Source organism: Streptomyces sp. SAJ15 (genome assembly GCF_007595705.1).
In the GTDB taxonomy this organism is placed as follows: domain Bacteria; phylum Actinomycetota; class Actinomycetes; order Streptomycetales; family Streptomycetaceae; genus Streptomyces.
The window spans coordinates 166119-188380 of record NZ_NISY01000001.1 but is presented as its reverse complement, the minus strand read 5'-3'; the positions used below and the strand labels follow the sequence as shown (position 1 = coordinate 188380).

The 22262-nt window shown below is 68.5% G+C and carries 33 protein-coding genes; 2 read left to right on the top strand and 31 right to left on the bottom strand.

Translation table 11 applies throughout. The features are described from left to right. Position 1: 1 nt before the first annotated feature. On the top strand, positions 2-2206 hold the full coding sequence (locus CD790_RS00925) for a glycosyltransferase family 4 protein (RefSeq protein WP_144380966.1): 2205 nt from the start codon (positions 2-4) through the stop codon (positions 2204-2206). Positions 2207-2267: 61 nt separating this feature from the next. Here the strand turns inward: CD790_RS00925 and truA are convergent, their stop codons facing one another. The 31 genes from truA to rpsJ all read right to left on the bottom strand — a co-directional run bounded on the left by truA (position 2268) and on the right by rpsJ (position 19475). Next, the gene (gene truA / locus CD790_RS00920; RefSeq protein ID WP_144380965.1) at positions 2268-3143 is read right to left on the bottom strand and encodes a tRNA pseudouridine(38-40) synthase TruA; all 876 of its coding nucleotides are present in this window, start codon (positions 3141-3143) and stop codon (positions 2268-2270) included. Between the two features lie 87 nt (positions 3144-3230). Next, complete coding sequence (gene rplQ, locus CD790_RS00915; protein WP_144380963.1) at positions 3231-3728, bottom strand: 50S ribosomal protein L17; 498 nt, start codon at positions 3726-3728, stop codon at positions 3231-3233. Positions 3729-3823: 95 nt separating this feature from the next. Next, positions 3824-4846 carry a DNA-directed RNA polymerase subunit alpha gene (locus tag CD790_RS00910; RefSeq protein WP_144380962.1) on the bottom strand — a complete coding sequence of 341 codons (1023 nt, stop codon included), beginning with the start codon at positions 4844-4846 and terminating at the stop codon, positions 3824-3826. A 130-nt stretch (positions 4847-4976) separates the two neighbouring features. Continuing rightward, positions 4977-5381, bottom strand: a complete 405-nt coding sequence (gene rpsK / locus CD790_RS00905; protein ID WP_003948617.1) for a 30S ribosomal protein S11 — start codon at positions 5379-5381, stop codon at positions 4977-4979. A 68-nt stretch (positions 5382-5449) separates the two neighbouring features. Then, positions 5450-5830 carry a 30S ribosomal protein S13 gene (rpsM, locus tag CD790_RS00900; RefSeq protein WP_144380960.1) on the bottom strand — a complete coding sequence of 127 codons (381 nt, stop codon included), beginning with the start codon at positions 5828-5830 and terminating at the stop codon, positions 5450-5452. 185 nt (positions 5831-6015) lie between these two features. Continuing rightward, entirely contained in the window at positions 6016-6129 is a 114-nt protein-coding gene (gene rpmJ, locus CD790_RS00895; RefSeq protein WP_003956441.1) for a 50S ribosomal protein L36, read from the bottom strand. A gap of 28 nt (positions 6130-6157) precedes the next feature. Further along, positions 6158-6379 (bottom strand): translation initiation factor IF-1, encoded by a 222-nt coding sequence (gene infA / locus CD790_RS00890; protein ID WP_003956442.1) that lies wholly within the window; start codon positions 6377-6379, stop codon positions 6158-6160. A 205-nt stretch (positions 6380-6584) separates the two neighbouring features. Beyond that, entirely contained in the window at positions 6585-7436 is an 852-nt protein-coding gene (map, locus tag CD790_RS00885) for a type I methionyl aminopeptidase (protein ID WP_144380958.1), read from the bottom strand. Positions 7437-7623: 187 nt separating this feature from the next. Continuing rightward, positions 7624-8292 (bottom strand): adenylate kinase, encoded by a 669-nt coding sequence (locus CD790_RS00880; RefSeq protein WP_144380956.1) that lies wholly within the window; start codon positions 8290-8292, stop codon positions 7624-7626. After that, positions 8292-9605: a preprotein translocase subunit SecY gene (gene secY / locus CD790_RS00875; RefSeq protein WP_144381824.1), complete on the bottom strand. Its 1314-nt coding sequence runs from the start codon at positions 9603-9605 to the stop codon at positions 8292-8294. The genes CD790_RS00880 and secY overlap by 1 nt, the downstream gene beginning before the upstream one ends. A gap of 197 nt (positions 9606-9802) precedes the next feature. Beyond that, entirely contained in the window at positions 9803-10258 is a 456-nt protein-coding gene (rplO, locus tag CD790_RS00870) for a 50S ribosomal protein L15 (protein WP_144380955.1), read from the bottom strand. A 1-nt stretch (position 10259) separates the two neighbouring features. Further along, positions 10260-10442, bottom strand: coding sequence for a 50S ribosomal protein L30 (gene rpmD, locus CD790_RS00865; RefSeq protein ID WP_144380953.1), 183 nt, complete (start codon positions 10440-10442; stop codon positions 10260-10262). Continuing rightward, positions 10442-11047, bottom strand: coding sequence for a 30S ribosomal protein S5 (gene rpsE / locus CD790_RS00860; protein ID WP_144380951.1), 606 nt, complete (start codon positions 11045-11047; stop codon positions 10442-10444). Before rpsE ends, rpmD begins: the two co-directional genes overlap by 1 nt. Positions 11048-11091: 44 nt before the next feature. Then, on the bottom strand, positions 11092-11475 hold the full coding sequence (gene rplR, locus CD790_RS00855; RefSeq protein WP_144380950.1) for a 50S ribosomal protein L18: 384 nt from the start codon (positions 11473-11475) through the stop codon (positions 11092-11094). A gap of 3 nt (positions 11476-11478) precedes the next feature. Then, positions 11479-12018, bottom strand: a complete 540-nt coding sequence (gene rplF / locus CD790_RS00850) for a 50S ribosomal protein L6 (protein ID WP_144380948.1) — start codon at positions 12016-12018, stop codon at positions 11479-11481. 21 nt (positions 12019-12039) lie between these two features. Beyond that, the gene (rpsH, locus tag CD790_RS00845) at positions 12040-12438 is read right to left on the bottom strand and encodes a 30S ribosomal protein S8 (protein ID WP_135338458.1); all 399 of its coding nucleotides are present in this window, start codon (positions 12436-12438) and stop codon (positions 12040-12042) included. Between the two features lie 220 nt (positions 12439-12658). Further along, positions 12659-12844 (bottom strand): type Z 30S ribosomal protein S14, encoded by a 186-nt coding sequence (locus CD790_RS00835; protein ID WP_003956452.1) that lies wholly within the window; start codon positions 12842-12844, stop codon positions 12659-12661. A gap of 2 nt (positions 12845-12846) precedes the next feature. After that, entirely contained in the window at positions 12847-13407 is a 561-nt protein-coding gene (gene rplE, locus CD790_RS00830; protein ID WP_144380947.1) for a 50S ribosomal protein L5, read from the bottom strand. Further along, entirely contained in the window at positions 13407-13730 is a 324-nt protein-coding gene (rplX, locus tag CD790_RS00825) for a 50S ribosomal protein L24 (RefSeq protein WP_144380945.1), read from the bottom strand. Before rplX ends, rplE begins: the two co-directional genes overlap by 1 nt. A gap of 3 nt (positions 13731-13733) precedes the next feature. Continuing rightward, a complete protein-coding gene (gene rplN, locus CD790_RS00820) occupies positions 13734-14102 on the bottom strand; it encodes a 50S ribosomal protein L14 (protein ID WP_055718836.1) in 369 nt (122 codons plus the stop codon). Positions 14103-14202: 100 nt separating this feature from the next. After that, positions 14203-14484: a 30S ribosomal protein S17 gene (rpsQ, locus tag CD790_RS00815; RefSeq protein WP_144380943.1), complete on the bottom strand. Its 282-nt coding sequence runs from the start codon at positions 14482-14484 to the stop codon at positions 14203-14205. Continuing rightward, entirely contained in the window at positions 14484-14708 is a 225-nt protein-coding gene (rpmC, locus tag CD790_RS00810) for a 50S ribosomal protein L29 (RefSeq protein ID WP_065963002.1), read from the bottom strand. The genes rpsQ and rpmC overlap by 1 nt, the downstream gene beginning before the upstream one ends. Beyond that, positions 14708-15127, bottom strand: coding sequence for a 50S ribosomal protein L16 (gene rplP / locus CD790_RS00805; protein ID WP_014178774.1), 420 nt, complete (start codon positions 15125-15127; stop codon positions 14708-14710). Before rplP ends, rpmC begins: the two co-directional genes overlap by 1 nt. Positions 15128-15132: 5 nt before the next feature. Next, positions 15133-15960: a 30S ribosomal protein S3 gene (rpsC, locus tag CD790_RS00800; RefSeq protein WP_144380941.1), complete on the bottom strand. Its 828-nt coding sequence runs from the start codon at positions 15958-15960 to the stop codon at positions 15133-15135. Next, on the bottom strand, positions 15960-16307 hold the full coding sequence (gene rplV, locus CD790_RS00795) for a 50S ribosomal protein L22 (RefSeq protein WP_043264895.1): 348 nt from the start codon (positions 16305-16307) through the stop codon (positions 15960-15962). Before rplV ends, rpsC begins: the two co-directional genes overlap by 1 nt. 47 nt (positions 16308-16354) lie before the next feature. Then, the gene (rpsS, locus tag CD790_RS00790) at positions 16355-16636 is read right to left on the bottom strand and encodes a 30S ribosomal protein S19 (RefSeq protein WP_014054167.1); all 282 of its coding nucleotides are present in this window, start codon (positions 16634-16636) and stop codon (positions 16355-16357) included. 12 nt (positions 16637-16648) lie between these two features. After that, entirely contained in the window at positions 16649-17485 is an 837-nt protein-coding gene (gene rplB / locus CD790_RS00785) for a 50S ribosomal protein L2 (RefSeq protein WP_144380940.1), read from the bottom strand. Between the two features lie 41 nt (positions 17486-17526). Further along, positions 17527-17850, bottom strand: a complete 324-nt coding sequence (gene rplW / locus CD790_RS00780) for a 50S ribosomal protein L23 (protein ID WP_144380938.1) — start codon at positions 17848-17850, stop codon at positions 17527-17529. Beyond that, entirely contained in the window at positions 17850-18500 is a 651-nt protein-coding gene (gene rplD / locus CD790_RS00775; protein WP_144380936.1) for a 50S ribosomal protein L4, read from the bottom strand. Before rplD ends, rplW begins: the two co-directional genes overlap by 1 nt. 8 nt (positions 18501-18508) lie before the next feature. After that, a complete protein-coding gene (rplC, locus tag CD790_RS00770; RefSeq protein WP_144380934.1) occupies positions 18509-19153 on the bottom strand; it encodes a 50S ribosomal protein L3 in 645 nt (214 codons plus the stop codon). A 13-nt stretch (positions 19154-19166) separates the two neighbouring features. Next, complete coding sequence (rpsJ, locus tag CD790_RS00765) at positions 19167-19475, bottom strand: 30S ribosomal protein S10 (RefSeq protein WP_003948644.1); 309 nt, start codon at positions 19473-19475, stop codon at positions 19167-19169. Positions 19476-19986: 511 nt separating this feature from the next. Here rpsJ and CD790_RS00760 point away from each other — a divergent pair. Then, complete coding sequence (locus CD790_RS00760) at positions 19987-22134, top strand: PIG-L family deacetylase (protein ID WP_144380933.1); 2148 nt, start codon at positions 19987-19989, stop codon at positions 22132-22134. Positions 22135-22262 lie beyond the last annotated feature (128 nt).

The window sequence follows — 22262 nt, the reverse complement described above, 5'->3', positions numbered from 1 at the left end:
CATGAGGATTGCGTTTCTGCTGCAGAACGCCTACGGCATCGGCGGCACCATCCGGGCGACCTTCAACGCGGCGAACGCCCTGGCCGCCCGCCATGACGTCGAGATCGTGACCGTGTGGCGCACCCAGGACGAACCCCGGTTGCCGCTCAGCCGGAAGGTCCGGCTGACCCCTCTGATCGACAAGCGCGAGGGGGTCAAGGGCAGCGACGCCGGGCACGAGCTGATCGGCAAGCCGACCTCGCTCGTGCCGCCGGTGGAGGCCAACGGGGCCAGCTTCGACCAGCTCACCGACGAGCGCGTCGCCGAGTATCTGAGGACCACCGACGCGGAGGCCGTGGTCGCCACCCGTCCCGGACTGGTGATGTACCTGGCCGAGTTCGGCATCCCCGGCCGCTATCTGCGGATCGGTCAGGAGCACCGCATCTACGGCACCCACGAGCCGAGGATCCGGGCCGCGCAGGACGCCGCCATCCCCAAGCTGGACGCGCACACCACCGTCTCGGAGGCGGACGCGGTCACCCACCGGGAGCGGTTCCCGCACGCCACGACGCGCATCATGTGCATCCCCAACGCCTCCCCGGCCGCCCCTGTCGAACCCTCCGACGGCAACGCCAAGCTGGTCGTCGCCGCCGGTCGGCTGATCCCGGTGAAGCGGTACGACCTGCTGGTGGACGCCTTCCGCCAGGTGGTCGACGAGCGGCCGGACTGGAAGCTGCGGATCTACGGACGCGGACCGGAGCGCGCCAAGCTGCGCGCCCAGATCGACCGGCTCGGCCTCAGCGACCACGTCTTCCTGATGGGCCCCTACTCCCCCATCGAGCCCGAGTGGGCCAAGGGCTCGATCGCCGCCGTCACCTCCCGCGAGGAGTCCTTCGGCATGACGATCGTGGAGTCCATGCAGTGCGGCACCCCGGTGGTCGCCACCGACTGCCCGCACGGGCCCGGCGAGATCATCGACCACGGCAAGGACGGCCTGCTGGTCCCGGTCGGCGACGTCGACGCCATCGCCAAGGGGCTGCTGACCCTCATCGACGACGACCGGCTGCGCCACGCCATGGGCGCCGCCGCCCAGGTGAACGTGCAGCGGTACGCCCCCCAGAGCATCGCCAAGCTCTACGAGCAGCTGGTCGCCGAGTTGCGTGGGGAGGAGGAGGTCGCCGCCACGCCCACCGTGCAGCGGGTCCGGCCCGCCGCCCCCCGCACCCCGCTCACCCGCCGGCTGCGCCGCACCGCCGGCCGGATCGTGCGACCGCTGCGCCGCCGGATGCACGGCACCCCGGCGCCCCAGAAGCACGGGGCCCAGCCGTCCGCCACCGCCACCGCGCTCGCCGCCGTGGCCCGGCCGCTGCGGGCCAAGCCGCTGCGCCCCAAGGCGACCTGCCGGGTGGACGCCGCCGGCGACCTCGTGGTGCTGCTCAACCGCTCCGGCATGTCCGGAGAGAACCTGCTGCTCACCGCCACCCTGCGCGGCGACGACCCGCGGCAGATCGCCGTGCCCATCCAGCGCCCGGAGAACGACAAGGGCCCCTGGACCGCCCGAATATCCCGCCGCGAGCACCGGCTGGTCGAGGGGCGCTGGGACTTCCATGTGGTCCGGCGCGACGACAACGCCCGCCGTCGGGTCGCCTCCGAGATCGTGGAGCAGCGCGGCCTGGTCGATCTGGCGCCGCTGCCCGACGCCCCGTTCGCCTGGTGGATCCCCTACACCACCGTCAAGAACTGCCTGTCGATCCGCACCTGGCTGCGCCCCGCGCACGCCGAGGCCCGCAGCCTCAGCCTCGACGGCGGCTCGGTCACCGTCGAGGGCACCCTGCACGGCGCCCGGTTCACCGCGGCCGATCTGCCGGTGGTCGCCGCGGTGCCGCGGGTGGCCGCGAACCCCGCCTTCGACACCGACGTCACCGTGGTGGACGAGACCACCTTCCGGTTCACCGTCCCCTACACCGGCACACTGGCCGCCGTGCGCGAGGAGAACGCGGTCTGGGACCTCTCGCTGCGGCTGGCCCCGGGCACCCGGCCGATCCGCATCGGCCGGCTCACCGGCGACATCGTCGAGCGCAACAAGACCGACGTCTATCCGTTCGCCGACGTGCCGTCGACGGACGGGGCGTCAGGAGAGCCGCGACTGGCCCGGGTCCGTCCGTACTTCACCGTCACCAACGACCTGGCCGTCAGCTCCGGGCCGGTGCCGGAGCAGAGCGCGTAGCCCGCCGGCGCACGGCGCCCGCACCGCCACCGGGCGGGTGCCGTCGGCCGGTGATGCGGCGTCAGCAGCAGCCGGCGGCGCCGGATCCGGCGACGACCGGCAGCGACCGCTTGTTCCGCGCCGCCTTGTTACGCTCCGCCAGCTGGTCGTCGGCCGGGTAGCCGACCTCCTCCAGGGTCAGCCCGTGCGGCCGTACGACATGCACCGCCGAGTCGCGCACCCGCGCGGCCAGCACCGTGGCCGGCCAGCGCGGCGGGCGGTGGCCGTCGCCCACGAAGAGCAGGGCGCCCACCAGGGAGCGGACCATGTTGTGACAGAAGGCGTCGGCCCGCACCGTCGCGGTGATGACGCCGTCCGCGTCCCGCTCCCAGCTCAGCTCCTGGAGGGTGCGGATGGTCGTCGCGCCCTCGCGCCGCCGGCAGTACGCGGCGAAGTCGTGCTCGCCCAGCAGCCCGCGCGCCGCCTCGTTCATCGCGTCCACGTCCAGCGGCCAGTCGTGCCACAGCACATGGCCGCGCAGCAGCGGGTCGACCCCACCGGGGTGGTCCACCACCCGGTAGGCGTAGCGGCGCCAGATCGCGGAGAAGCGGGCGTTGAAGCCGGGCGGCGCCTCGGCGACCCGCCACACCCGCACATCATGCGGGAGCCGGCCGGCCAGTCGGCGCAGCAGCTTGTCGCGGTGCTCGGCCCACAGCTCCACGGGCAGATCGACGTGGGCCACCTGGCCGCGGGCGTGCACCCCGGCGTCGGTGCGGCCGGCCACGGTCAGCTCGTACGTCTCGGCGGACCGCGTCACCGTGCGGATCGCGTCCTCCAGCTCGCCCTGGACCGTGCGGGTGCCCTGCCCGCGCTGCTTGGCCCAGCCGGAGAACTCCTTGCCGTCGTAACTCAGGTCCAGCCGGACCCGTACGAAGCCGGGCGCCGCTTCGTCGCTCACGTCACTCTTCCTCTCACAGCGCTCTGCTGAACGGAACGGGCCCGCCCCCAGAAATGGGGGCGGGCCCGCACACCGGCCTCAAGGGGCTCAGGCGTCCTTGTTCTCCTCGGCCGGGGCCTCGGCGGCCTCGTCCTTGGTCAGGTCCGCCTTGGCCTCGGCCTCGTCGGCCTCCTTGACGGCGCGCTTGGTCGCGGCCTCGGCCTCGGCAACGGTCGCCTTCTTGGCGATCTCGCCCTCGACGAGCTCGATCACGGCCATCGGGGCGTTGTCGCCACGACGGTTGCCGATCTTGGTGATACGGGTGTAACCACCCGGACGCTCCGCGAAGCGCGGCGCGATCTCGGTGAACAGCGTGTGCACGATGCTCTTGTCCGTGATCGTCTGCAGCACCAGGCGACGGTTGTGGATGTCGCCCTTCTTCGCCTTGGTGATCAGCTTCTCCGCGACCGGACGCAGGCGGCGGGCCTTGGCCTCGGTCGTGGTGATGCGGCCGTGCTCGAACAGCGCCTTCGCGAGGTTCGCGAGAAGCAGACGCTCGTGCGCGGCGCTGCCGCCCAGACGGGCTCCCTTGGCGGGACGCGGCATGGTGTTTCTCCTCTATCTCTGCACCGGCCGTACCAGGTACCGGTGTCAGTCACCGACGAGCGAATGCCCGCCGGACGTCATGCGAGCCGGATGGCTCAGTACTGCTCGGTCTCGACGAAGCCGGCGTCCGCGTCGTCGTCGGCGCCGAAGGCGTCGGCGGCAGCGGTCGGGTCGAACCCGGGCGGGCTGTCCTTGAGGGCCAGGCCCATGCCGGCCAGCTTGGCCTTGACCTCGTCGATCGACTTCGCACCGAAGTTGCGGATGTCGAGCAGGTCCGCCTCGGAGCGGGCCACGAGCTCACCCACGGAGTGGATGCCCTCGCGCTTGAGGCAGTTGTAGGAGCGGACGGTGAGCTCCAGCTCCTCGATCGGCAGCGCCAGGTCGGCGGCGAGCGCGGCGTCCGTCGGGGACGGACCCATGTCGATGCCCTCGGCGTCGACGTTCAGCTCGCGGGCCAGACCGAACAGCTCGACCAGGGTCTTACCGGCGGACGCCATGGCGTCGCGCGGGCGCATGGCCTGCTTGGTCTCGACGTCGACGATCAGCTTGTCGAAGTCGGTGCGCTGCTCGACACGGGTCGCCTCGACCTTGTAGGTGACCTTGAGCACCGGCGAGTAGATGGAGTCGACCGGGATGCGGCCGATCTCCTGGCCCACCTGCTTGTTCTGGACGGCGGAGACATAGCCGCGACCGCGCTCGACGGTCAGCTCCATCTCCAGCTTGCCCTTGCCGTTCAGGGTGGCGAGGACCAGGTCCGGGTTGTGCACCTCGACACCGGCCGGCGGGGCGATGTCCGCGGCGGTGACCAGGCCGGGGCCCTGCTTGCGCAGGTACATCACGACCGGCTCGTCGTGCTCCGAGGAGACGACCAGCTGCTTGATGTTGAGGATGAGGTCGGTGACGTCCTCCTTGACGCCCGGCACGGTGGTGAACTCGTGCAGGACACCGTCGATGCGGATGGACGTGACCGCCGCACCCGGGATCGAGGAGAGGAGCGTACGACGCAGGGAGTTGCCGAGGGTGTAGCCGAAGCCCGGCTCCAGCGGCTCGATCACGAACCGCGAGCGGTACTCGTCGACGACCTCTTCGGTCAGGGAGGGACGCTGAGCGATCAGCATGTGTGGATCAGATCCTTCAGTCGTGGGCGCCCGCTATTTGACGCCCCTGATACTGACGAGGGTACGGGCGGCACGGCTCGAAGGTGAGCCGTACCGCCCGTATCCGTACTGCGCGGGTGAGCGCGACGCGTCAGACGCGGCGGCGCTTCGGCGGACGGCAGCCGTTGTGCGGGGTGGGGGTGACGTCCTGGATCGAGCCCACCTCGAGGCCGGTGGCCTGGAGGGAGCGGATCGCGGTCTCACGGCCGGAGCCCGGACCCTTGACGAAGACGTCGACCTTGCGCATGCCGTGCTCCTGCGCGCGGCGAGCGGCCGACTCGGCGGCCATCTGCGCGGCGAACGGGGTGGACTTGCGCGAGCCCTTGAAGCCGACGTGGCCGGCGGAGGCCCAGGAGATCACGTTGCCGGTCGGGTCCGTGATGGACACGATCGTGTTGTTGAACGTGCTCTTGATGTGCGCGTGGCCGTGAGCGACGTTCTTCTTTTCCTTGCGGCGCACCTTCTTGGCAGCGCCCTGACGACCCTTGGGGGGCATGTCTTACTCCTGAAGGAGGGAGGTGGTCGGTCCTACAGCGAAGACCGCTGATGAGCGTCCGCTGTGGACTACTTCTTGCCCGGCTTCTTCTTACCGGCGATCGCGCGACGCGGGCCCTTGCGGGTACGAGCGTTCGTGCTGGTGCGCTGGCCGTGGACCGGCAGACCGCGACGGTGGCGGAGGCCCTGGTAGCAGCCGATCTCGACCTTGCGGCGGATGTCGGCCTGGATCTCGCGACGGAGGTCACCCTCGGTCTTGAGGTTGGCGTCCACGTACTCGCGGATCTTGACCAGGTCCTCCTCGGACAGGTCACGAACGCGGGTGTTCGGGTTCACACCGGTGGCGGCGAGAGTCGCCTGCGACTGGGTGCGGCCGATACCGAAGACGTAAGTGAGTGCGACCTCCACGCGCTTGTCGCGCGGGATGTCAACACCGGAAACGCGTGCCATTGACTGGCTCCTGTTGATACTCGGGGGTCTTCCACAGAACCGCTCCTGGCCGCCGTACGAGGTACGGTCCAGGTCTCCGGCCCCCGCCGGAGGTGTCGCCAATCACTGACGTGACCGGGCGGGCTCTGCGTATGAACGTTTGCTATGCGTCGCGCGATGAACTGCGAGGTGCAGGTCGGTGTGCGTCAGCCCTGGCGCTGCTTGTGGCGCAGGTTGTCGCAGATGACCATGACCCGACCGTGGCGGCGGATCACCTTGCACTTGTCGCAGATCTTCTTGACGCTCGGCTTGACCTTCATGGGACTGAGGCTCTCCGGGTCGTGAGATCTACTTGTAGCGGTAGACGATCCGTCCGCGGGTCAGGTCGTACGGAGACAGCTCCACGACGACCCGGTCATCGGGCAGGATGCGGATGTAGTGCATGCGCATCTTGCCGCTGATGTGCGCGAGGACCTTGTGACCGTTCTGGAGCTCCACCTTGAACATCGCGTTCGGCAGAGACTCGATCACGGTGCCCTCGATTTCGATGGCGCCTTGCTTCTTGGCCATGTCCTGCTTTCGGGATCGGCTACCTTGATCGACTTTCGGCATGCCGAAAGACATGCGTGAGCCGACGTGTCAGTCTACGTCAGGCCGGAGAGAAAGACGAATCCGGGGCAGCCTGCCCGGCGGACATGATCGATACGCCGTCGGAGAGTGAAAGATCGTTGCGCCGCGGACACCGCGCGCCCCCACGATCGGCACCCCCGGACCGCTACGCCAGCGGGTCGGGCGCGGCCTCGACGCCGTACTCGGCCAGCTTGGCCTTGCCGCCGTCCACGGCGGTGAGCACCAGCGGGCCCTCCTCGGTCAGCGCGACCGAGTGCTCCCAGTGCGAGGACCAGGAGCCGTCGTCCGTCTTGACGGTCCAGTCGTCGGCGAGCACATGCGTCTTCGCGGTGCCGAGGCTGACCATCGGCTCGATCGCGATGCAGAAGCCGGGCACCAGCTTCGGGCCCTTGCCGCGCTTGCGGGCGACGTAGTTCAGCAGATGCGGGTCCATGTGCATCTCGCTGCCGATGCCGTGCCCGCCGTAGTCCTCGATGATCCCGAACTTGCCGGAGCCGTGCTCACCGGCGGCCGGGCGCGGCTGGCGGCGGATGTACCCCTCGATGGCGCGGGAGATGTCGACCAGGCGGTTGCCCTTGCGGACCGCGGCGATGCCCGCCCACATCGACTCCTCGGTCACCCGGCTGAGCTCGACCAGCTCCGGTGCGTGACCGCTGCCCACGAAGGCGGTGAAGGCCGCGTCCCCGTGCCAGCCGTCCACGATGGCCCCGGCGTCGATGGAGATGATGTCGCCGTCCTTGAGGACGGTCTCGGTGTCCGGGATGCCGTGCACCACGACCTCGTTCACCGAGGTGCAGATGGTGGCGGGGAAGCCGCCGTACCCCAGGAAGTTCGACTTCGCGCCGTGGTCGGCGATGACCTTGCGGGCCACGTCGTCCAGGTCCTTGGTGGTGGCGCCCGGCACCGCCGCCTCCGCGCAGGCCCGGTGGATGGCCGCGACGACCAGCCCCGCCTCGCGCATCTTCACGATCTGCTCGGGGGTCTTGATCTCGACCATTACCGCTGACGCCTTCCTCTACCTGTACGTGTCTGTACGACGACTGCATCCATCTTGCGCCACCCGGCCGCCCACGGCCACGACGGACCCGTCACACCATACGGCGGCCGAAACCCCTCAGGGCTTCGGCCGCCGTACGCACAGGTCTGACGCCGATCGCGGGACCGGTCCCGGTGACGGGAGCCGGCTACGCGTCCTTGTTCGAGGCCCCACCCGGCAGCGCGTCCATCGCGCGCTGGGTGACCTCGGCCACCTTGCCGAGCGCCGAGATGGTCACGACCAGGCCCTGGGCCTTGTAGAAGTCGATGATCGGCTCGGTCTCGCTGTGGTAGACCTCCAGCCGCTTGCGGACCGTGTCCTCGCTGTCGTCATCGCGCTGGTACAGCTCGCCGCCGCACGCGTCGCAGACGCCCTCCGCGGCCGGCGGGCTGTAGCTGACGTGGAAGACGTGGCTGCTGTCGTTGCGGCAGATCCGACGGCCGGCGATCCGCTTGACCACCTCGTCCTCGGGGACCTCGAGGTCCAGGACGGCGTCGAGCTTCTGCTCGTTCTCGGCCAGGATCCGGTCCAGCGCCTCGGCCTGGGCCAGGTTGCGCGGGAAGCCGTCCAGCAGGAAGCCGTCCGCGGCGTCCGACTGGTCCATGCGGTCCTTGGCCATGCCGATGGTGACCTCGTCCGGCACCAGCTGACCGGCACGCATGTACTCCTGCGCCTTCTGGCCCAGCGGCGTGCCCTGGCTGATGTTCGCGCGGAAGAGGTCGCCCGTGGAGATGTGCGGGATAGACAGGTTCTTGGCGAGGTACGCGGCCTGCGTACCCTTGCCAGCCCCAGGAGGCCCGACGAGGACGATTCGCATCAGCGGAGGAACCCTTCGTAGTGTCGCTGCTGAAGCTGGCTCTCGATCTGCTTCACCGTCTCGAGACCCACACCCACGATGATCAGGATGCTGGTGCCACCGAACGGGAAGTTCTGATTTGCTTTGAGCGTCACCAGCGCCACGGTGGGCACCAGAGCGATCAAGCCCAGGTAGAGCGAGCCGGGCCACGTAATGCGGTTCAGCACATAGCTCAGGTACTCCGCGGTGGGGCGACCAGCCCGGACTCCCGGGATGAACCCACCATACTTCTTCATGTTGTCAGCAACTTCTTCGGGGTTGAAGGAGATGGCGACGTAGAAGAAGGCGAAGAAGACGATCAGCAGGAAGTAGGTGACGATGTAGATCGGGTGGTCACCGTTGACGAAGTTGCGCTGAATCCAGACGGCCCAGTCCGCGTTGGAGTTGCTGAACTGGACGATCAGCGCCGGAATGTAGAGCAGCGACGAGGCGAAGATGACGGGGATCACACCCGCCTGGTTCACCTTCATCGGGATGTACGTCGAGGTGCCACCGTAGGAACGGCGACCGATCATGCGCTTCGCGTACTGCACCGGAATGCGGCGCTGCGCCTGCTCGACGAAGACCACCAGGCCCACCATGGCCAGACCGCAGGCGATGACGAGGCCGAACTCCAGCCAGCCGTCCATGATCTTGCCGGACTGCTTGATCTGCCACAGGGAGGCCGGGAAGCCGGAGGCGATGGCGACGAACATCAGGATCGACATGCCGTTGCCGATGCCGCGGTCGGTGATCAGCTCACCGAGCCACATGACGACCGCGGTGCCCGCGGTCATGCAGATGACCATCGTGATGGTGGTGAAGATCGCCTGGTCCGGGACGATCTCGCCGCGGGCGCTGCAGTTCGGGAAGAGCGAGCCGCTGCGGGCGGTGGCCACCAGGCCGGTGCCCTGCAGGATGGCGAGCGCCACGGTCAGGTAGCGGGTGTACTGCGTGATCTTCGCCTGACCGGCCTGGCCCTCCTTCTTGAGGGCTTCGAGGCGCGGGATCACCACCGTCAGCAGCTGCAGGATGATGCTCGCGGTGATGTACGGCATGATGCCGAGCGCGAATACGGTGATCTGCAGCAGTGCGCCACCGCTGAACATGTTCACCAGGCCGAAGAGACCCTGCTGGGCCTTGGCCTCGTCCATGCACGTCTGAACGCTCTGGTAGTCGACACCCGGGACCGGGATGTGTGTCCCGAGCCGGTACAACAGAATGATGCCCAGCGTGAACAGCAGCTTCTTGCGCAGGTCGGGTGTCTTGAACGCCCGGGCGAACGCGGTGAGCACGGTGCCTCCTGCGCCCCCCGCGTGCATAGCGCGAGAGGTGACGGTCTTGAGGGTCGACGAATACGGAAACAGCCGCGCGGACATGCCGCGCGGAAGGTAACAACGCACGCCACCTTACCGGCGAGTGCGCCCCCCTTGGAACGACCAACCGGGGATGCCCCATTTCAGGGGCATCCCCGGCCGATTGTGCATCGGGCTCAGACGAGCTCGGTGACGGTGCCGCCGGCAGCGGCGATCTTCTCCTTGGCGGAGCCGGAGACGGCGTCAACCGTCACCTGCAGCGCCACGGAGATCTCGCCGGTGCCGAGCACCTTGACGAGCTGGTTCTTGCGAACCGCACCCTTGGCGACCAGGTCGGCCACCGTGACCTCGCCACCCTGCGGGTAGAGCGCGGCCAGCTTGTCCAGGTTCACGACCTGGAACTCGGTGCGGAACGGGTTCTTGAAGCCCTTGAGCTTCGGCAGACGCATGTGGAGGGGCATCTGCCCACCCTCGAAGCGCTGCGGAACCTGGTAGCGGGCCTTGGTGCCCTTGGTGCCACGACCGGCGGTCTTACCCTTGGACGCCTCACCACGACCGACACGGGTCTTGGCGGTCTTGGCGCCCGGGGCGGGCCGGAGGTTGTGGACCTTCAGCGGGTTGTTCTCCGCCATGTCAGTCGACCTCCTCGACCGTCACGAGGTGGCGGACGGTGTGCACCATGCCGCGGAACTCGGGGCGGTCCTCCTTGACAACCACGTCGCCCAGCTTCTTCAGGCCGAGCGAACGCAGGGTGTCGCGGTGGTTCTGCTTGCTACCGATGTACGACTTCGTCTGCGTGACCTTCAGGCGAGCCATTACGCACCCACCCCGGCACGCGCCCGCAGCAGAGCGGCGGGAGCGACGTCCTCGAGCGGCAGGCCACGACGGGCGGCGATCTCCTCGGGGCGCTGCAGGCCCTGAAGAGCGGCCACCGTGGCGTGCACGATGTTGATCGGGTTCGACGAACCGAGCGACTTGCTCAGCACGTCGTGGATGCCCGCGCACTCCAGCACGGCGCGCACCGGGCCACCGGCGATCACACCGGTACCGGGGGAAGCCGGCTTCAGCAGCACGACGCCCGCGGCCTCCTCACCCTGGATCGGGTGCGGGATGGTGCCGGCGATCCGGGGGACCTTGAAGAAGTGCTTCTTGGCCTCCTCAACGCCCTTGGCGATGGCGGCCGGCACCTCCTTGGCCTTGCCGTAACCGACACCCACGGTGCCGTCACCGTCGCCCACCACGACCAGCGCGGTGAAGCTGAAGCGACGACCACCCTTCACAACCTTGGCGACGCGGTTGATCGCGACAACGCGCTCGACGTAAGCGGTCTTCTCGGCAGCTGCGCCGCCGTCCCGCCGGTCCTTCCGGTCCCGCCGCTCGCCGCCACCGGCGCCGCCACCGCGGCGCTGGGGTCCAGCCATTGGATTTACCTCTCTCGTTTGTCCGCTAGCTCCGGAACCGGGGCTTAGAACTTCAGCCCGGCCTCGCGGGCGGCGTCCGCCAGGGCGGCGATGCGCCCGGCGTACTGGTTGCCACCACGGTCGAACACGACGGCCTCGACGCCGGCGGCCTTGGCGCGCTCGGCGACCAGGGAACCGACCTGCTTGGCCTGGGCGCTCTTGTCGCCCTCGCCACCGCGGATCGACGCGTCCAGGTGCGACGCCGACGCCAGGGTGTGGCCCTTGATGTCGTCGATGACCTGGGCGGTGATGCCCCGGTTGGAGCGCGTCACGACCAGGCGCGGACGCTCAGCCGTGCCCGAGATCCGCTTGCGGATCCGGATGTGGCGACGCTTGGCGGCAGCACGCTTGTAAGCATCGCCCTTAGCGATCTTCACACCGTATGCCATGGCTTACTTACCAGCCTTTCCGACCTTGCGGCGGATGACCTCGCCCGCGTACTTCACGCCCTTGGCCTTGTACGGGTCGGGCTTGCGCAGCTTGCGGATGTTCGCGGCGACCTCGCCGACCTTCTGCTTGTCGATGCCCTCGACGCTCAGCTTGGTCGGGGACTCCACCTTGAAGGTGATGCCCTCGGGGGCCTCCACCACGATCGGGTGGCTGTAGCCCAGGGAGAACTCCAGGTTGGAGCCCTTGGCCTGGACGCGGTAACCGACACCGCTGATTTCGAGCGCCTTGGTGTAGCCCTGGGTCACGCCGGTGATCATGTTCGCCACCAGCGTGCGGGACAGGCCGTGCAGGGCCTTGTTCTGACGCTCATCGTTCGGGCGGGTGACAACGAGAGTGTTGTCCTCACCCTTGGCGATCTCGATGGGCGCGGCAACGGTGTGCGAGAGGGTGCCCTTGGGGCCCTTCACTGCGACCGTACGGCCATCGATGGTGACGTCCACACCAGCGGGAACCTGGATGGGCAGCCGTCCAATACGCGACATGGCTTTTCCTCCGTTCCCGGGTTACCAGACGTAGGCGAGGACTTCCCCACCCACGCCCTTCTTCTGAGCCTGCTTGTCGGTCAGGAGACCGTGGGACGTGGAGATGATCGCCACGCCCAGGCCGCCGAGGACCTTCGGCAGGTTGGTGGACTTTGCGTAGACCCGCAGGCCCGGCTTCGAGATCCGCTTGATGCCGGCGATCGAGCGCTCGCGGTTCGGGCCGAACTTCAGCTCGAGGACGAGGTTCTTGCCGACCTCGGCGTCCTCGACCTTCCAGCCGGTGATGTAGCCCTCCTGCTGGAGGATCTCCGCGATGTGCGACTTGATCTTGCTGTGCGGCATCACGACGGAGTCGTGGTACGCCGAGTTCGCGTTTCGCAGACGCGTCAGCATGTCTGCGATCGGATCGGTCATGGTCATGATGGCCTTCGGCCTCTCTCGCCGGGGTTTCCTATCTGCGCCATCCCTCTCCCCCAACGAGGTGGGGACGGGTGCGGCGCGGGGACCTACGGCGTAGTAAGACGGTCATGGGCGGCGGGCGCCCAACCCTTCTACTCTACGTGAGCGTCAGGGTCATTCAGGACGAGCGCCCGCCATCCATTTGCTTACCGAGAGCCCGGTACCAACCCAAAAGGGCTGGTTACCAGGAGCTCTTGGTCACGCCCGGCAGCTCGCCACGGTGAGCCATCTCACGAAGGCACACGCGGCAGAGGCCGAACTTGCGGTAGACGGAGTGCGGCCGGCCGCAGCGCTGGCAGCGGGTGTACGCGCGCACGCCGAACTTCGGCTTGCGGGCGGCCTTAGCGATCAGAGCCTTCTTCGCCACGGTCAGTTCTCCTTGAACGGGAAGCCGAGGTGACGAAGCAGGGCCCGGCCCTCGTCGTCGTTGGTCGCCGTGGTCACCACGGTGATGTCCATACCCCGGACCCGGTCGATCTTGTCCTGGTCGATCTCGTGGAACATGACCTGCTCCGTGAGACCGAAGGTGTAGTTGCCCCGGCCGTCGAACTGCTTCGGCGACAGACCACGGAAGTCGCGGATGCGCGGCAGCGCGAGCGACAGCAGGCGGTCCAGGAACTCCCACATGCGGTCACCGCGGAGGGTGACGTGGGCACCGATCGGCTGGCCCTCACGCAGCTTGAACTGCGCGATGGACTTGCGGGCCTTGGTGACGGCCGGCTTCTGACCGGTGATCGTGGTGAGGTCACGGATGGCGCCCTCGATCAGCTTGGAGTCGCGGGCGGCGTCGCCCACACCCATGTTGACCACGATCTTGGTCAGACCCGGGATCTGCATGACGTTCTCGTAGGAGAACTCCTCACGCAGCTTGCCGGCGATCTCTTCGCGGTAGCGCGTCTTCAGACGCGGCGCGTTGGTGGTGGCAGTCATCAGATGTCCTCACCGGTCCGCTTGGCAACGCGGATCTTGTTGCCGTCCTCGTCGAAGCGGTACCCGACGCGGGTGACGACCTTGTTGCCGTCCTTCTCCACCACGAGCTGAACGTTGCTCACGTGGATCGGGGCCTCGACCGTGATGATGCCGCCGGTCTTGGAACCACGGGCGGTCTGGCCGGCCTTGGTGTGCTTCTTGACCCGGTTGACACCCTCGACCAGGACGCGGTCCTCGCGGGGGTAGGCCTCGATGACCTTGCCCTGCTTGCCCTTGTCCTTACCGGTGATGACCTGGACCAGGTCGCCCTTCTTGATCTTCATCGGTTACAGCACCTCCGGCGCGAGCGAGATGATCTTCATGAACTTCTTCTCGCGCAGCTCACGGCCCACGGGGCCGAAGATACGGGTGCCGCGGGGGTCGCCATCGTTCTTGAGGATGACGGCCGCGTTCTCGTCGAAGCGGATGTACGAGCCGTCCGGGCGGCGGCGCTCCTTGACGGTGCGCACGACGACGGCCTTGACGACGTCGCCCTTCTTCACGTTGCCACCGGGGATCGCGTCCTTGACGGTGGCGACGATGACGTCACCGATGCCCGCGTAGCGGCGACCGGAACCGCCGAGAACACGGATGCAAAGGATCTCCTTCGCACCAGTGTTGTCGGCGACGCGCAGTCGCGACTCCTGCTGGATCACGTCTATCTCCTGATCGTCTGCCGGTTCCCGGCAGGGGCTTGGTGTGTCAAGCCCCTGCCGAGCCTGGCGGAACTGTCCAGAAGGCGAATGCCTTCAGGAATTACTTGGCCTTCTCGAGGATCTCGACGACGCGCCAGCGCTTCGTCGCGGACAGCGGCCGGGTCTCCATGAGGAGGACGCGGTCGCCGACACCCGCGGCGTTCTGCTCGTCGTGCGCCTTGAGCTTGTTGGTACGGCGGATGACCTTGCCGTACAGCGCGTGCTTGACGCGGTCCTCGACGGCGACGACGACGGTCTTGTCCATCTTGTCGCTGACGACCAGACCCTCACGGGTCTTGCGGAAACCGCGCTGGGTCTTCTCAGTCACATTCTTCTCGCTCATCAGGCGCTCTCCACCGTCTCGATGCCGAGCTCGCGCTCCCGCATCAGGGTGTAGATCCGGGCGATGTCCTTGCGGACGGCCTTCAGCCGGCCGTGGTTCTCGAGCTGTCCGGTCGCCGCCTGGAAGCGGAGGTTGAACAGCTCCTCCTTGGCCTCACGAAGCTTGGCAACGAGGTCCTCGTTGTTCAGCTCGCGCAGCTCGGACGCCTTGGTACCGGCCGCCATCACGACTCACCTGCCTCGCGCCGAACGATCCGGCACTTCATCGGAAGCTTGTGCGCGGCGCGGGTGAGCGCCTCGCGAGCAGTCTTCTCGTTCGGGTAGGACAGCTCGAACATCACCCGACCGGGCTTGACGTTCGCGATCCACCACTCCGGGGAACCCTTACCGGAACCCATGCGGGTCTCGGCCGGCTTCTTCGTGAGCGGCCGGTCCGGGTAGATGTTGATCCAGACCTTGCCGCCACGCTTGATGTGGCGGGTCATGGCGATACGAGCGGCCTCGATCTGCCGGTTGGTGACGTACGCCGGGGTGACGGCCTGGATGCCGTACTCGCCGAACGCCAGCTCCGTGCCGCCCTTGGCCATACCCGACCGCTTCGGGTGGTGCTGCTTGCGGTGCTTGACCCTACGGGGGATCAGCATGGGGGTCAGGCCTCCGTTCCGGTGCTCTCAGCAGCCGGAGCAGCGGACGCGGCGTCGGCCTTGGGGGCCTCGGCGGCGGCGTTCTGCTGCTGCGGCTTACGGCCACGGCCACCTCGCTCGCCACCACGGCGCTGCGGGCGGTCGCTGCCACCACGCGACGGGCGGTTGCCGGCGCGGGCGGCGGCGTTCTCGGCGCGGACCTCGGCGATGTTCTTCACGTCGCCCTTGTAGATCCACACCTTGACGCCGATGCGGCCGAAGGTGGTCTTGGCCTCGAAGAAGCCGTACTCGACATTCGCGCGGAGGGTGTGCAGCGGCACACGGCCCTCGCGGTAGAACTCCGAGCGGGACATCTCGGCGCCGCCGAGACGGCCACCACACTGGATCTTGATGCCCTTGGCGCCCGCCTTCATGGCCGACTGCATGCTCTTACGCATGGCGCGGCGGAAGGAGACGCGGGAGGAGAGCTGCTCGGCGACGGCCTGCGCGACCAGCTGAGCGTCGACCTCGGGGTTCTTGACCTCGAGGATGTTCAGCTGGACCTGCTTGCCGGTGAGCTTCTCCAGGTCGCCACGGATACGGTCGGCCTCCGCGCCGCGACGGCCGATGACGATGCCCGGCCGGGCGGTGTGGATGTCGACGCGGACGCGGTCACGGGTGCGCTCGATCTCGACCTTGGAGATGCCGGCGCGCTCCATGCCGGACGTCATCATCCGACGGATGGCGACGTCTTCCTTGACGTAGTCCTTGTACAGCTTGTCGGCGTACCACCGGGACTTGAAGTCCGTGGTGATGCCGAGCCGGAACCCGTGCGGGTTAACCTTCTGGCCCATTACCGGGTTCCTTCCTTGCTGCTGACGACCACGGTGATGTGGCTGGTCCGCTTGCGGATCCGGTAGGCACGGCCCTGGGCGCGCGGCCGGAACCGCTTCAGGGTCGGGCCCTCGTCGACGTACGCCTCGCTGATGAACAGCGTGGAGGCGTCGGTGTGGTCGTAGTTGTGCGCGGCGTTGGCAATGGCGCTGTCCAGCACCTTGCCCACCGGCACGCTCGCGGCCTGCGGGGCGAAACGCAGGACCGCCTGAGCCTCCGTGGCATCCATGCCACGGATGAGGTCCACCACGCGGCGGGCCTTCATGGGCGTGACGCGGATGTACCGCGCCTGGGCCCTGGCTTCCATGGTTGTCCCTTCGGTGTCAGTCATAGTCGTCTTCGCTATTCCGCAGATCAGCGACGACGCGACTTGCGGTCGTCCTTCTCATGGCCGCGGAAGGTGCGGGTCGGCGCGAACTCGCCGAGCTTGTGGCCGACCATCGACTCGGTGACGAACACCGGGACGTGCTTGCGGCCGTCGTGCACCGCGATCGTGTGGCCGAGCATGGCCGGGACGATCATCGAGCGGCGGGACCAGGTCTTGATGACGTTCTTGGTGCCGGCTTCGTTCTGGACATCCACCTTCTTGCTCAGGTGGTCGTCGACGAAGGGCCCCTTCTTGAGACTGCGCGGCATCTAAACCCGCTCCTAGCGCTTCTTGTTCGTCTTGCGGCGGCGGACGATGTACTTGTTGCTGGCCTTCTTCGGCGAGCGAGTACGTCCTTCCTTCTTGCCCCAGGGCGAGACCGGGTGGCGACCACCGGAGGTCTTGCCCTCACCACCACCGTGCGGGTGGTCGACGGGGTTCATGACCACACCGCGGACGGTCGGGCGAACGCCCTTCCAGCGCATACGGCCGGCCTTGCCCCAGTTGATGTTCGACTGCTCGGCGTTGCCGACCTCGCCAACGGTGGCGCGGCAGCGGACGTCGACCAGGCGGACCTCACCGGACGGCATACGCAGGTGGGCGTAGGCGCCCTCCTTCGCCAGCAGCTGCACGGACGCACCGGCGGAGCGGGCGAACTTGGCGCCGCCGCCGGGACGCAGCTCGATGGCGTGGATGGTCGTACCGACCGGGATGTTGCGCAGCGGCAGGTTGTTGCCCGGCTTGATGTCGGCCCCGGGGCCGTTCTCGATCCGAGCGCCCTGCACCAGACCGGCCGGCGCGATGATGTAGCGCTTCTCGCCGTCGGCGTAGTGCAGCAGCGCGATGCGCGCGGTGCGGTTCGGGTCGTACTCGATGTGAGCGACCTTCGCCGGGACGCCGTCCTTGTCGTGACGACGGAAGTCGATGACGCGGTACGCGCGCTTGTGACCGCCACCCTGGTGGCGAACAGTGACGCGACCGGCGTTGTTACGACCGCCCTTGCTGTGCAGCGGGCGGACCAGCGACTTCTCCGGCGTGGACCGCGTGATCTCGACGAAGTCGGCGACGCTGGCGCCACGACGGCCCGGAGTCGTCGGCTTGTACTTGCGGATACCCATTTCTCAGTCCTCGTCCGATTCCGGACGACACGGACTCCTAGTTAGGAGACCGGGCCGCCGAAGATGTCGATACGGTCGCCCTCGGCGAGGGTCACGATGGCGCGCTTGGTGTCCTTGCGCTTGCCGAAACCGGTCTTGGTGCGCTTGCGCTTACCCTGGCGGTTGATCGTGTTCACCCCGGTGACCTTGACCGAGAAGACCGTCTCGACGGCCTGCTTGATCTGGGTCTTGTTGGCACGCGGGTCGACGATGAACGTGTACTTGTTCTCGTCCAGCAGCGCGTAGCTCTTCTCGGAGACGACCGGCTTGACCAGGATGTCGCGCGGGTCCGAGAAGGTCTTGCTGGTGATCGTGGCCTCAGACATCAGGCCTCGCTCCCTTCGGTCACAGCGGCCTTGGGGCCAGCGACGAAGGTGTCGAAGGCGGCCTTGGTGAAGACCACGTCGTCGGAGACGAGCACGTCGTACGTGTTCAGCTGGCCCGGCTCCAGGATGTGAACCTGGGGCAGGTTGCGGGCCGACAGCCACGCGACCTCGTCCGAGCGCTCGGCGACCAGGAGCACGTTCTTGCGCTCGCTGATCTTGCCCAGCAGGGCCTTGGCGGCCTTGGTGGACGCCGAACCGTCAACGACGCCGGTCACGACGTGGATACGGTCGTGGCGGGCCCGGTCGGAGAGGGCACCGCGGAGGGCGGCGGCCTTCATCTTCTTCGGGGTGCGCTGCGAGTAGTCACGCGGCACGGGACCGTGCACGACGCCACCACCGGCGAACTGCGGCGCGCGGGTCGAACCCTGACGGGCGCGACCGGTGCCCTTCTGGCGGTAAGGCTTCTTGCCACCACCACGGACCTCGCCGCGGGTCTTGGTCTTGTGCGTGCCCTGGCGGGCAGCGGCCAGCTGCGCGACAACGACCTGGTGGATCAGCGGAACGCTGACCTGCGCGTCGAAGAGCTCAGCGGGGAGCTCGACGGTCCCGGCCTTGTCGCCTGCCGGCGAAAGGATGTCAATGGTGCTCATCGGTTACCTCAGGCCCCCTTGGCCGCGGTACGGACCAGGACGAGGCCGCCGTTCGGACCAGGAACCGCGCCCTTGATGAGCAGCAGGCCCTTCTCCGCGTCAACGGCGTGGACGGTCAGGTTCTGGGTGGTGACCCGCTCATTGCCCATGCGGCCGGCCATGCGCAGGCCCTTGAACACGCGGCCCGGGGTGGCGCAGCCACCGATGGAGCCCGGCGAGCGGTGCTTGCGCTGGGTGCCGTGGCCAGCGCCGAGGCCGGCGAAGCCGTGGCGCTTCATGACACCGGCGGTGCCCTTGCCCTTGCTGGTGCCGGTCACGTCGACCTTGACACCGGACTCGAACACCTCTGCGGTGACCTCCTGGCCGAGCGTGTACTCGCTGGCGTCAGCGGTACGCAGCTCCACCAGGTGGCGGCGCGGGGTGACGTCCGCCTTGGCGAAGTGACCCTTGAGGGGCTTGTTCACCTTGCGCGGGTCGATCTCGCCGAAGGCGATCTGGACGGCGTCGTAGCCGTCCACGTCGTTGGTGCGGACCTGGGTCACGACGCAGGGACCGGCCTTGACGACGGTGACCGGGACGACACGGTTGTTCTCGTCCCACACCTGCGTCATGCCGAGCTTCTCGCCCAGGACGCCCTTGATCTGCTTAGCCATCTCGCGCGTCACCTCAGAGCTTGATCTCGATGTCGACGCCCGCCGGCAGGTCGAGGCGCATCAGCGAGTCAACCGTCTTCGGGGTGGGGTCGAGGATGTCGATGAGGCGCTTGTGCGTGCGCATCTCGAAGTGCTCGCGCGAGTCCTTGTACTTGTGCGGCGACTTGATGACGCAGTACACGTTCTTCTCAGTGGGCAGCGGCACCGGGCCCGCGACCGACGCACCAGTGCGGGTCACCGTCTCGACGATCTTCTTCGCCGAGGAGTCGATGACCTCGTGGTCGTAGGCCTTGAGCCGGATGCGGATCTTCTGTCCCGCCATGGCTACTTCGTAGTCCTGTCTCTCGTAACGCTCTGGGACCCGATGCGTTCGCGTCCTTCTCCGACCCACGCGGTCGGGCGTGTCGCGCCCCTTCCGGCAAATCTCCCTGGGGAGGTTCCCTGCGAAGGGGGCGTGGGGGAAGAACACCCACCGGGCGCCTGGCTGGGGCCCCGCTGACACTTCCCGGAAGATTCCCGTACTTCCGCCCCTGATAAGAGGCGACGAGTACTGCGGGACTCGCTTCCAGTCCTCCCGGCGGGAGGCGCGCAGCATCGGCACTCAACCGAGCAACCTGAACAGTGTGCCATACGGGCAGGAAGGCGCGCCAATCGTGGCCGAAGACCGTACCCGCGCGGAGGCGGTTGTCAAACTCGCCGCAGCGTGACGGTCTTGATCATTTCGTGACCGGCAATATCACGCCACAGAGCAACCTGGGAAGATCCCGGACCGTCCTATATCACGCTGAAGCAGCCGGGGACTGAGTGCTGCACGACGGGACGGGGTCACCCAGATGGCTGCTCTTTCCGGGGAGGACTCCCCGCGATACGCCGCGCCGCGGCACACCCTCTCACGCCGACGCACCCTGGGCGCGCTGGCCGCCGTGACCGCGGCCACGGTCGCCGGATGCAGCTCCGAGGGGCGCAAGGCCGCCACCGCGGCCCCGGTGCGGTCCGTGGACCCCCACTCGGCGGAGCCCTTCCGGTCCGCCAGCGGCAGCGGCGACACCCTCCTGCTCCAGGTACTGGCCCACCCGGACGACGATCTGTACTTCATGAATCCCGACGCGCAGCACATCCTGCGCTCGGGCACGCCCGTCGTCAGCGTCTACGTCACCGCCGGCGAGGCCAAGGGCATCAACCGGGTCTACGGCGGCCCCATCCCGAAGCCGGACAAGCCCGGCTACTCCTCCGCCCGACACCAGGGCCTGCGCCAGGCGTACGCCGAGATGCTGGGCCTGGACCGGTTCACCCGCTGGCGCCGCTCGGTGATGACGCTGCCCGGCGGTCTCCGCGCGGAGAGCAATGTCCTGACCAACGGGCGGCAGAAGGTCCAGCTGGTCTTCCTCAACATCGCCATGCTGTCCGACAACGGCGTCCGCGTCCCCGACCTGTGGGAGGTCCCGGGCACCGAGGCGGACACGCTGGTCGCCACCGGCTCCCCGCTCCAGGACTCCGACACCTACGACCACGAGGCGCTGGTCGACGTGCTCGCCGGGCTGATGGACCGGTTCCGGCCGACGGTGATCCACACCCTGGACCCGGACCCCGACTTCCAGATCCACGACGCCACCCACCCCCGGGACAACGACCAGCCCGGGTGCTCCGACCATCGCGACCACACCCCGGTGGCCCTGTTCACCTGGAAGGCGATCTCCCAGTGGGTGGCCGACGCCTCCCGCCGGGACGGCCGCGCCCCGCGCTTCGTCACCACCGCCTTCCGCGGCTACTACAACCAGCGCTGGCCGCACAACCTGCCGATCGAGATCGTGCGGAACAAGGCCCACGTCGTCTCCACCTACGGCGGCTCCCCCACCTGGCCGTGCGGCAACACCGCGGGCTGCGGCGACTACAGCCAGGGCGGCAACCGCCCGCTGGTCAACCGCAAGGGCTGGGTGCGCTCCACCCACCACCGCTACCCCGGAGCGCTGCCCGCTCCGCAGCTCGACCGCGACGGGCGACTCATCGCCTACGGCGTGTTGGGCACCCAGGCCGTGCGCTGGCGGGAGACCGGCAAGGGCACCGGGCGCTTCGGCGCCCCCGAGAACCTCGGCGGCGGCCCGCTGGCCCCCGCGTTGCACGTGGTCAGGGACACCGCCGGGCGACAGCTGCTCTTCGGGCTGCGCTTCACGGACCTGGCCGGCCAGGGCGGCCCCAACCGACGGGACATCGTGGTGCTGGAGCAGCGCGCCCCCGGTGGCTCCTTCCGCCCCTGGCGGGCGCTGGGCACCCCCGAACTCCTGCCCTCGCGCGGGCGGCGGGTCGGCGCGCCCACCGCCGTCGCCACCCCCGACGGCCGCGTGCACCTGTTCGTCCGCACGGCCGACAAGGGCATCGCCACCCGCGTACGGGAGGCCGACGGCCGCTGGGGGCCCTGGCAGGACCTGGGCGGCGGCGAGATACAGGACGGCCTGAGCGCCCTGGTCGACCGCGAGGGCCGCATCCACGTCTTCGGGGGCGGCCGGGACACCGTCCACCACTGGTCCCAGGACTCCCCCGGCGGTCCGGTCTTCGCCCGACCGCTGACCGGTCTGCCGCGCCCCGGCAACCAGCCCGGGGCGGCGCTGGCCCCCGACGGCTCCGTCGCCGTGGTCTACCGCGCCCCCGCCACCGCCCAGCCCGCCGTGCACACGGTGCTGTCCGCGCACGCCCCGGGCGAGACCCCGCTGCGCTTCTTCGAGGGCTACGGGCCGGTCACCGCGCACACCGTCCGCGCGGGCGGCCGCGACACCCTGCTGCTCCTCAGCCGGGCCATGGACGGCGAGGTGCAGCTGCGCTACGGCACCAAGCCCGGCACCCGTCCCCTGCGCTCCCCCGGCCATCTGGTGCCGGTCGGCGCCCCGACGCTGCTCCCGGGCGACGAGGCCCATGTCGCCGTGGTCGGCATGTCCCCGGCGGCCACCCCCTGGATCTGGCGCCCCCAGGCGACCTCCCGCGCCTGACGGTGCGGCCAGGCCGCGTGCGCGGCCATGAGGCGGCAGGCCCGTCGTGCCGCCCCGTACACGAAAAAGACCTGGGCCCCGCCTGCCGTTTCCGGCGGGCGGGGCCCAGGTGCGGTTGCCTTCAGGCA

What these genes read in the sequence shown, in the direction of transcription:
- CD790_RS00925 (WP_144380966.1), top strand. Translation starts at nt 2, where the DNA reads ATGAGGATTGCGTTTCTGCTGCAGAACGCCTACGGCATCGGCGGCACC.
- rplQ (WP_144380963.1), bottom strand. Translation starts at nt 3,728, where the DNA reads ATGCCGCGTCCCGCCAAGGGAGCCCGTCTGGGCGGCAGCGCCGCGCAC.
- CD790_RS00910 (WP_144380962.1), bottom strand. Translation starts at nt 4,846, where the DNA reads ATGCTGATCGCTCAGCGTCCCTCCCTGACCGAAGAGGTCGTCGACGAG.
- rpsK (WP_003948617.1), bottom strand. Translation starts at nt 5,381, where the DNA reads ATGCCCCCCAAGGGTCGTCAGGGCGCTGCCAAGAAGGTGCGCCGCAAG.
- rpsM (WP_144380960.1), bottom strand. Translation starts at nt 5,830, where the DNA reads ATGGCACGCGTTTCCGGTGTTGACATCCCGCGCGACAAGCGCGTGGAG.
- rpmJ (WP_003956441.1), bottom strand. Translation starts at nt 6,129, where the DNA reads ATGAAGGTCAAGCCGAGCGTCAAGAAGATCTGCGACAAGTGCAAGGTG.
- infA (WP_003956442.1), bottom strand. Translation starts at nt 6,379, where the DNA reads ATGGCCAAGAAGCAAGGCGCCATCGAAATCGAGGGCACCGTGATCGAG.
- map (WP_144380958.1), bottom strand. Translation starts at nt 7,436, where the DNA reads ATGGTCGAGATCAAGACCCCCGAGCAGATCGTGAAGATGCGCGAGGCG.
- CD790_RS00880 (WP_144380956.1), bottom strand. Translation starts at nt 8,292, where the DNA reads ATGCGAATCGTCCTCGTCGGGCCTCCTGGGGCTGGCAAGGGTACGCAG.
- rplO (WP_144380955.1), bottom strand. Translation starts at nt 10,258, where the DNA reads ATGGCGGAGAACAACCCGCTGAAGGTCCACAACCTCCGGCCCGCCCCG.
- rpmD (WP_144380953.1), bottom strand. Translation starts at nt 10,442, where the DNA reads ATGGCTCGCCTGAAGGTCACGCAGACGAAGTCGTACATCGGTAGCAAG.
- rpsE (WP_144380951.1), bottom strand. Translation starts at nt 11,047, where the DNA reads ATGGCTGGACCCCAGCGCCGCGGTGGCGGCGCCGGTGGCGGCGAGCGG.
- rplR (WP_144380950.1), bottom strand. Translation starts at nt 11,475, where the DNA reads ATGGCATACGGTGTGAAGATCGCTAAGGGCGATGCTTACAAGCGTGCT.
- rplF (WP_144380948.1), bottom strand. Translation starts at nt 12,018, where the DNA reads ATGTCGCGTATTGGACGGCTGCCCATCCAGGTTCCCGCTGGTGTGGAC.
- rpsH (WP_135338458.1), bottom strand. Translation starts at nt 12,438, where the DNA reads ATGACCATGACCGATCCGATCGCAGACATGCTGACGCGTCTGCGAAAC.
- rplE (WP_144380947.1), bottom strand. Translation starts at nt 13,407, where the DNA reads ATGACTGCCACCACCAACGCGCCGCGTCTGAAGACGCGCTACCGCGAA.
- rplX (WP_144380945.1), bottom strand. Translation starts at nt 13,730, where the DNA reads ATGAAGATCAAGAAGGGCGACCTGGTCCAGGTCATCACCGGTAAGGAC.
- rpsQ (WP_144380943.1), bottom strand. Translation starts at nt 14,484, where the DNA reads ATGAGCGAGAAGAATGTGACTGAGAAGACCCAGCGCGGTTTCCGCAAG.
- rpmC (WP_065963002.1), bottom strand. Translation starts at nt 14,708, where the DNA reads ATGGCGGCCGGTACCAAGGCGTCCGAGCTGCGCGAGCTGAACAACGAG.
- rplP (WP_014178774.1), bottom strand. Translation starts at nt 15,127, where the DNA reads ATGCTGATCCCCCGTAGGGTCAAGCACCGCAAGCAGCACCACCCGAAG.
- rpsC (WP_144380941.1), bottom strand. Translation starts at nt 15,960, where the DNA reads ATGGGCCAGAAGGTTAACCCGCACGGGTTCCGGCTCGGCATCACCACG.
- rplV (WP_043264895.1), bottom strand. Translation starts at nt 16,307, where the DNA reads ATGGAAGCCAGGGCCCAGGCGCGGTACATCCGCGTCACGCCCATGAAG.
- rpsS (WP_014054167.1), bottom strand. Translation starts at nt 16,636, where the DNA reads ATGCCGCGCAGTCTCAAGAAGGGGCCCTTCGTCGACGACCACCTGAGC.
- rplB (WP_144380940.1), bottom strand. Translation starts at nt 17,485, where the DNA reads ATGGGTATCCGCAAGTACAAGCCGACGACTCCGGGCCGTCGTGGCGCC.
- rplW (WP_144380938.1), bottom strand. Translation starts at nt 17,850, where the DNA reads ATGTCTGAGGCCACGATCACCAGCAAGACCTTCTCGGACCCGCGCGAC.
- rplD (WP_144380936.1), bottom strand. Translation starts at nt 18,500, where the DNA reads ATGAGCACCATTGACATCCTTTCGCCGGCAGGCGACAAGGCCGGGACC.
- rplC (WP_144380934.1), bottom strand. Translation starts at nt 19,153, where the DNA reads ATGGCTAAGCAGATCAAGGGCGTCCTGGGCGAGAAGCTCGGCATGACG.
- rpsJ (WP_003948644.1), bottom strand. Translation starts at nt 19,475, where the DNA reads ATGGCGGGACAGAAGATCCGCATCCGGCTCAAGGCCTACGACCACGAG.
- CD790_RS00760 (WP_144380933.1), top strand. Translation starts at nt 19,987, where the DNA reads ATGGCTGCTCTTTCCGGGGAGGACTCCCCGCGATACGCCGCGCCGCGG.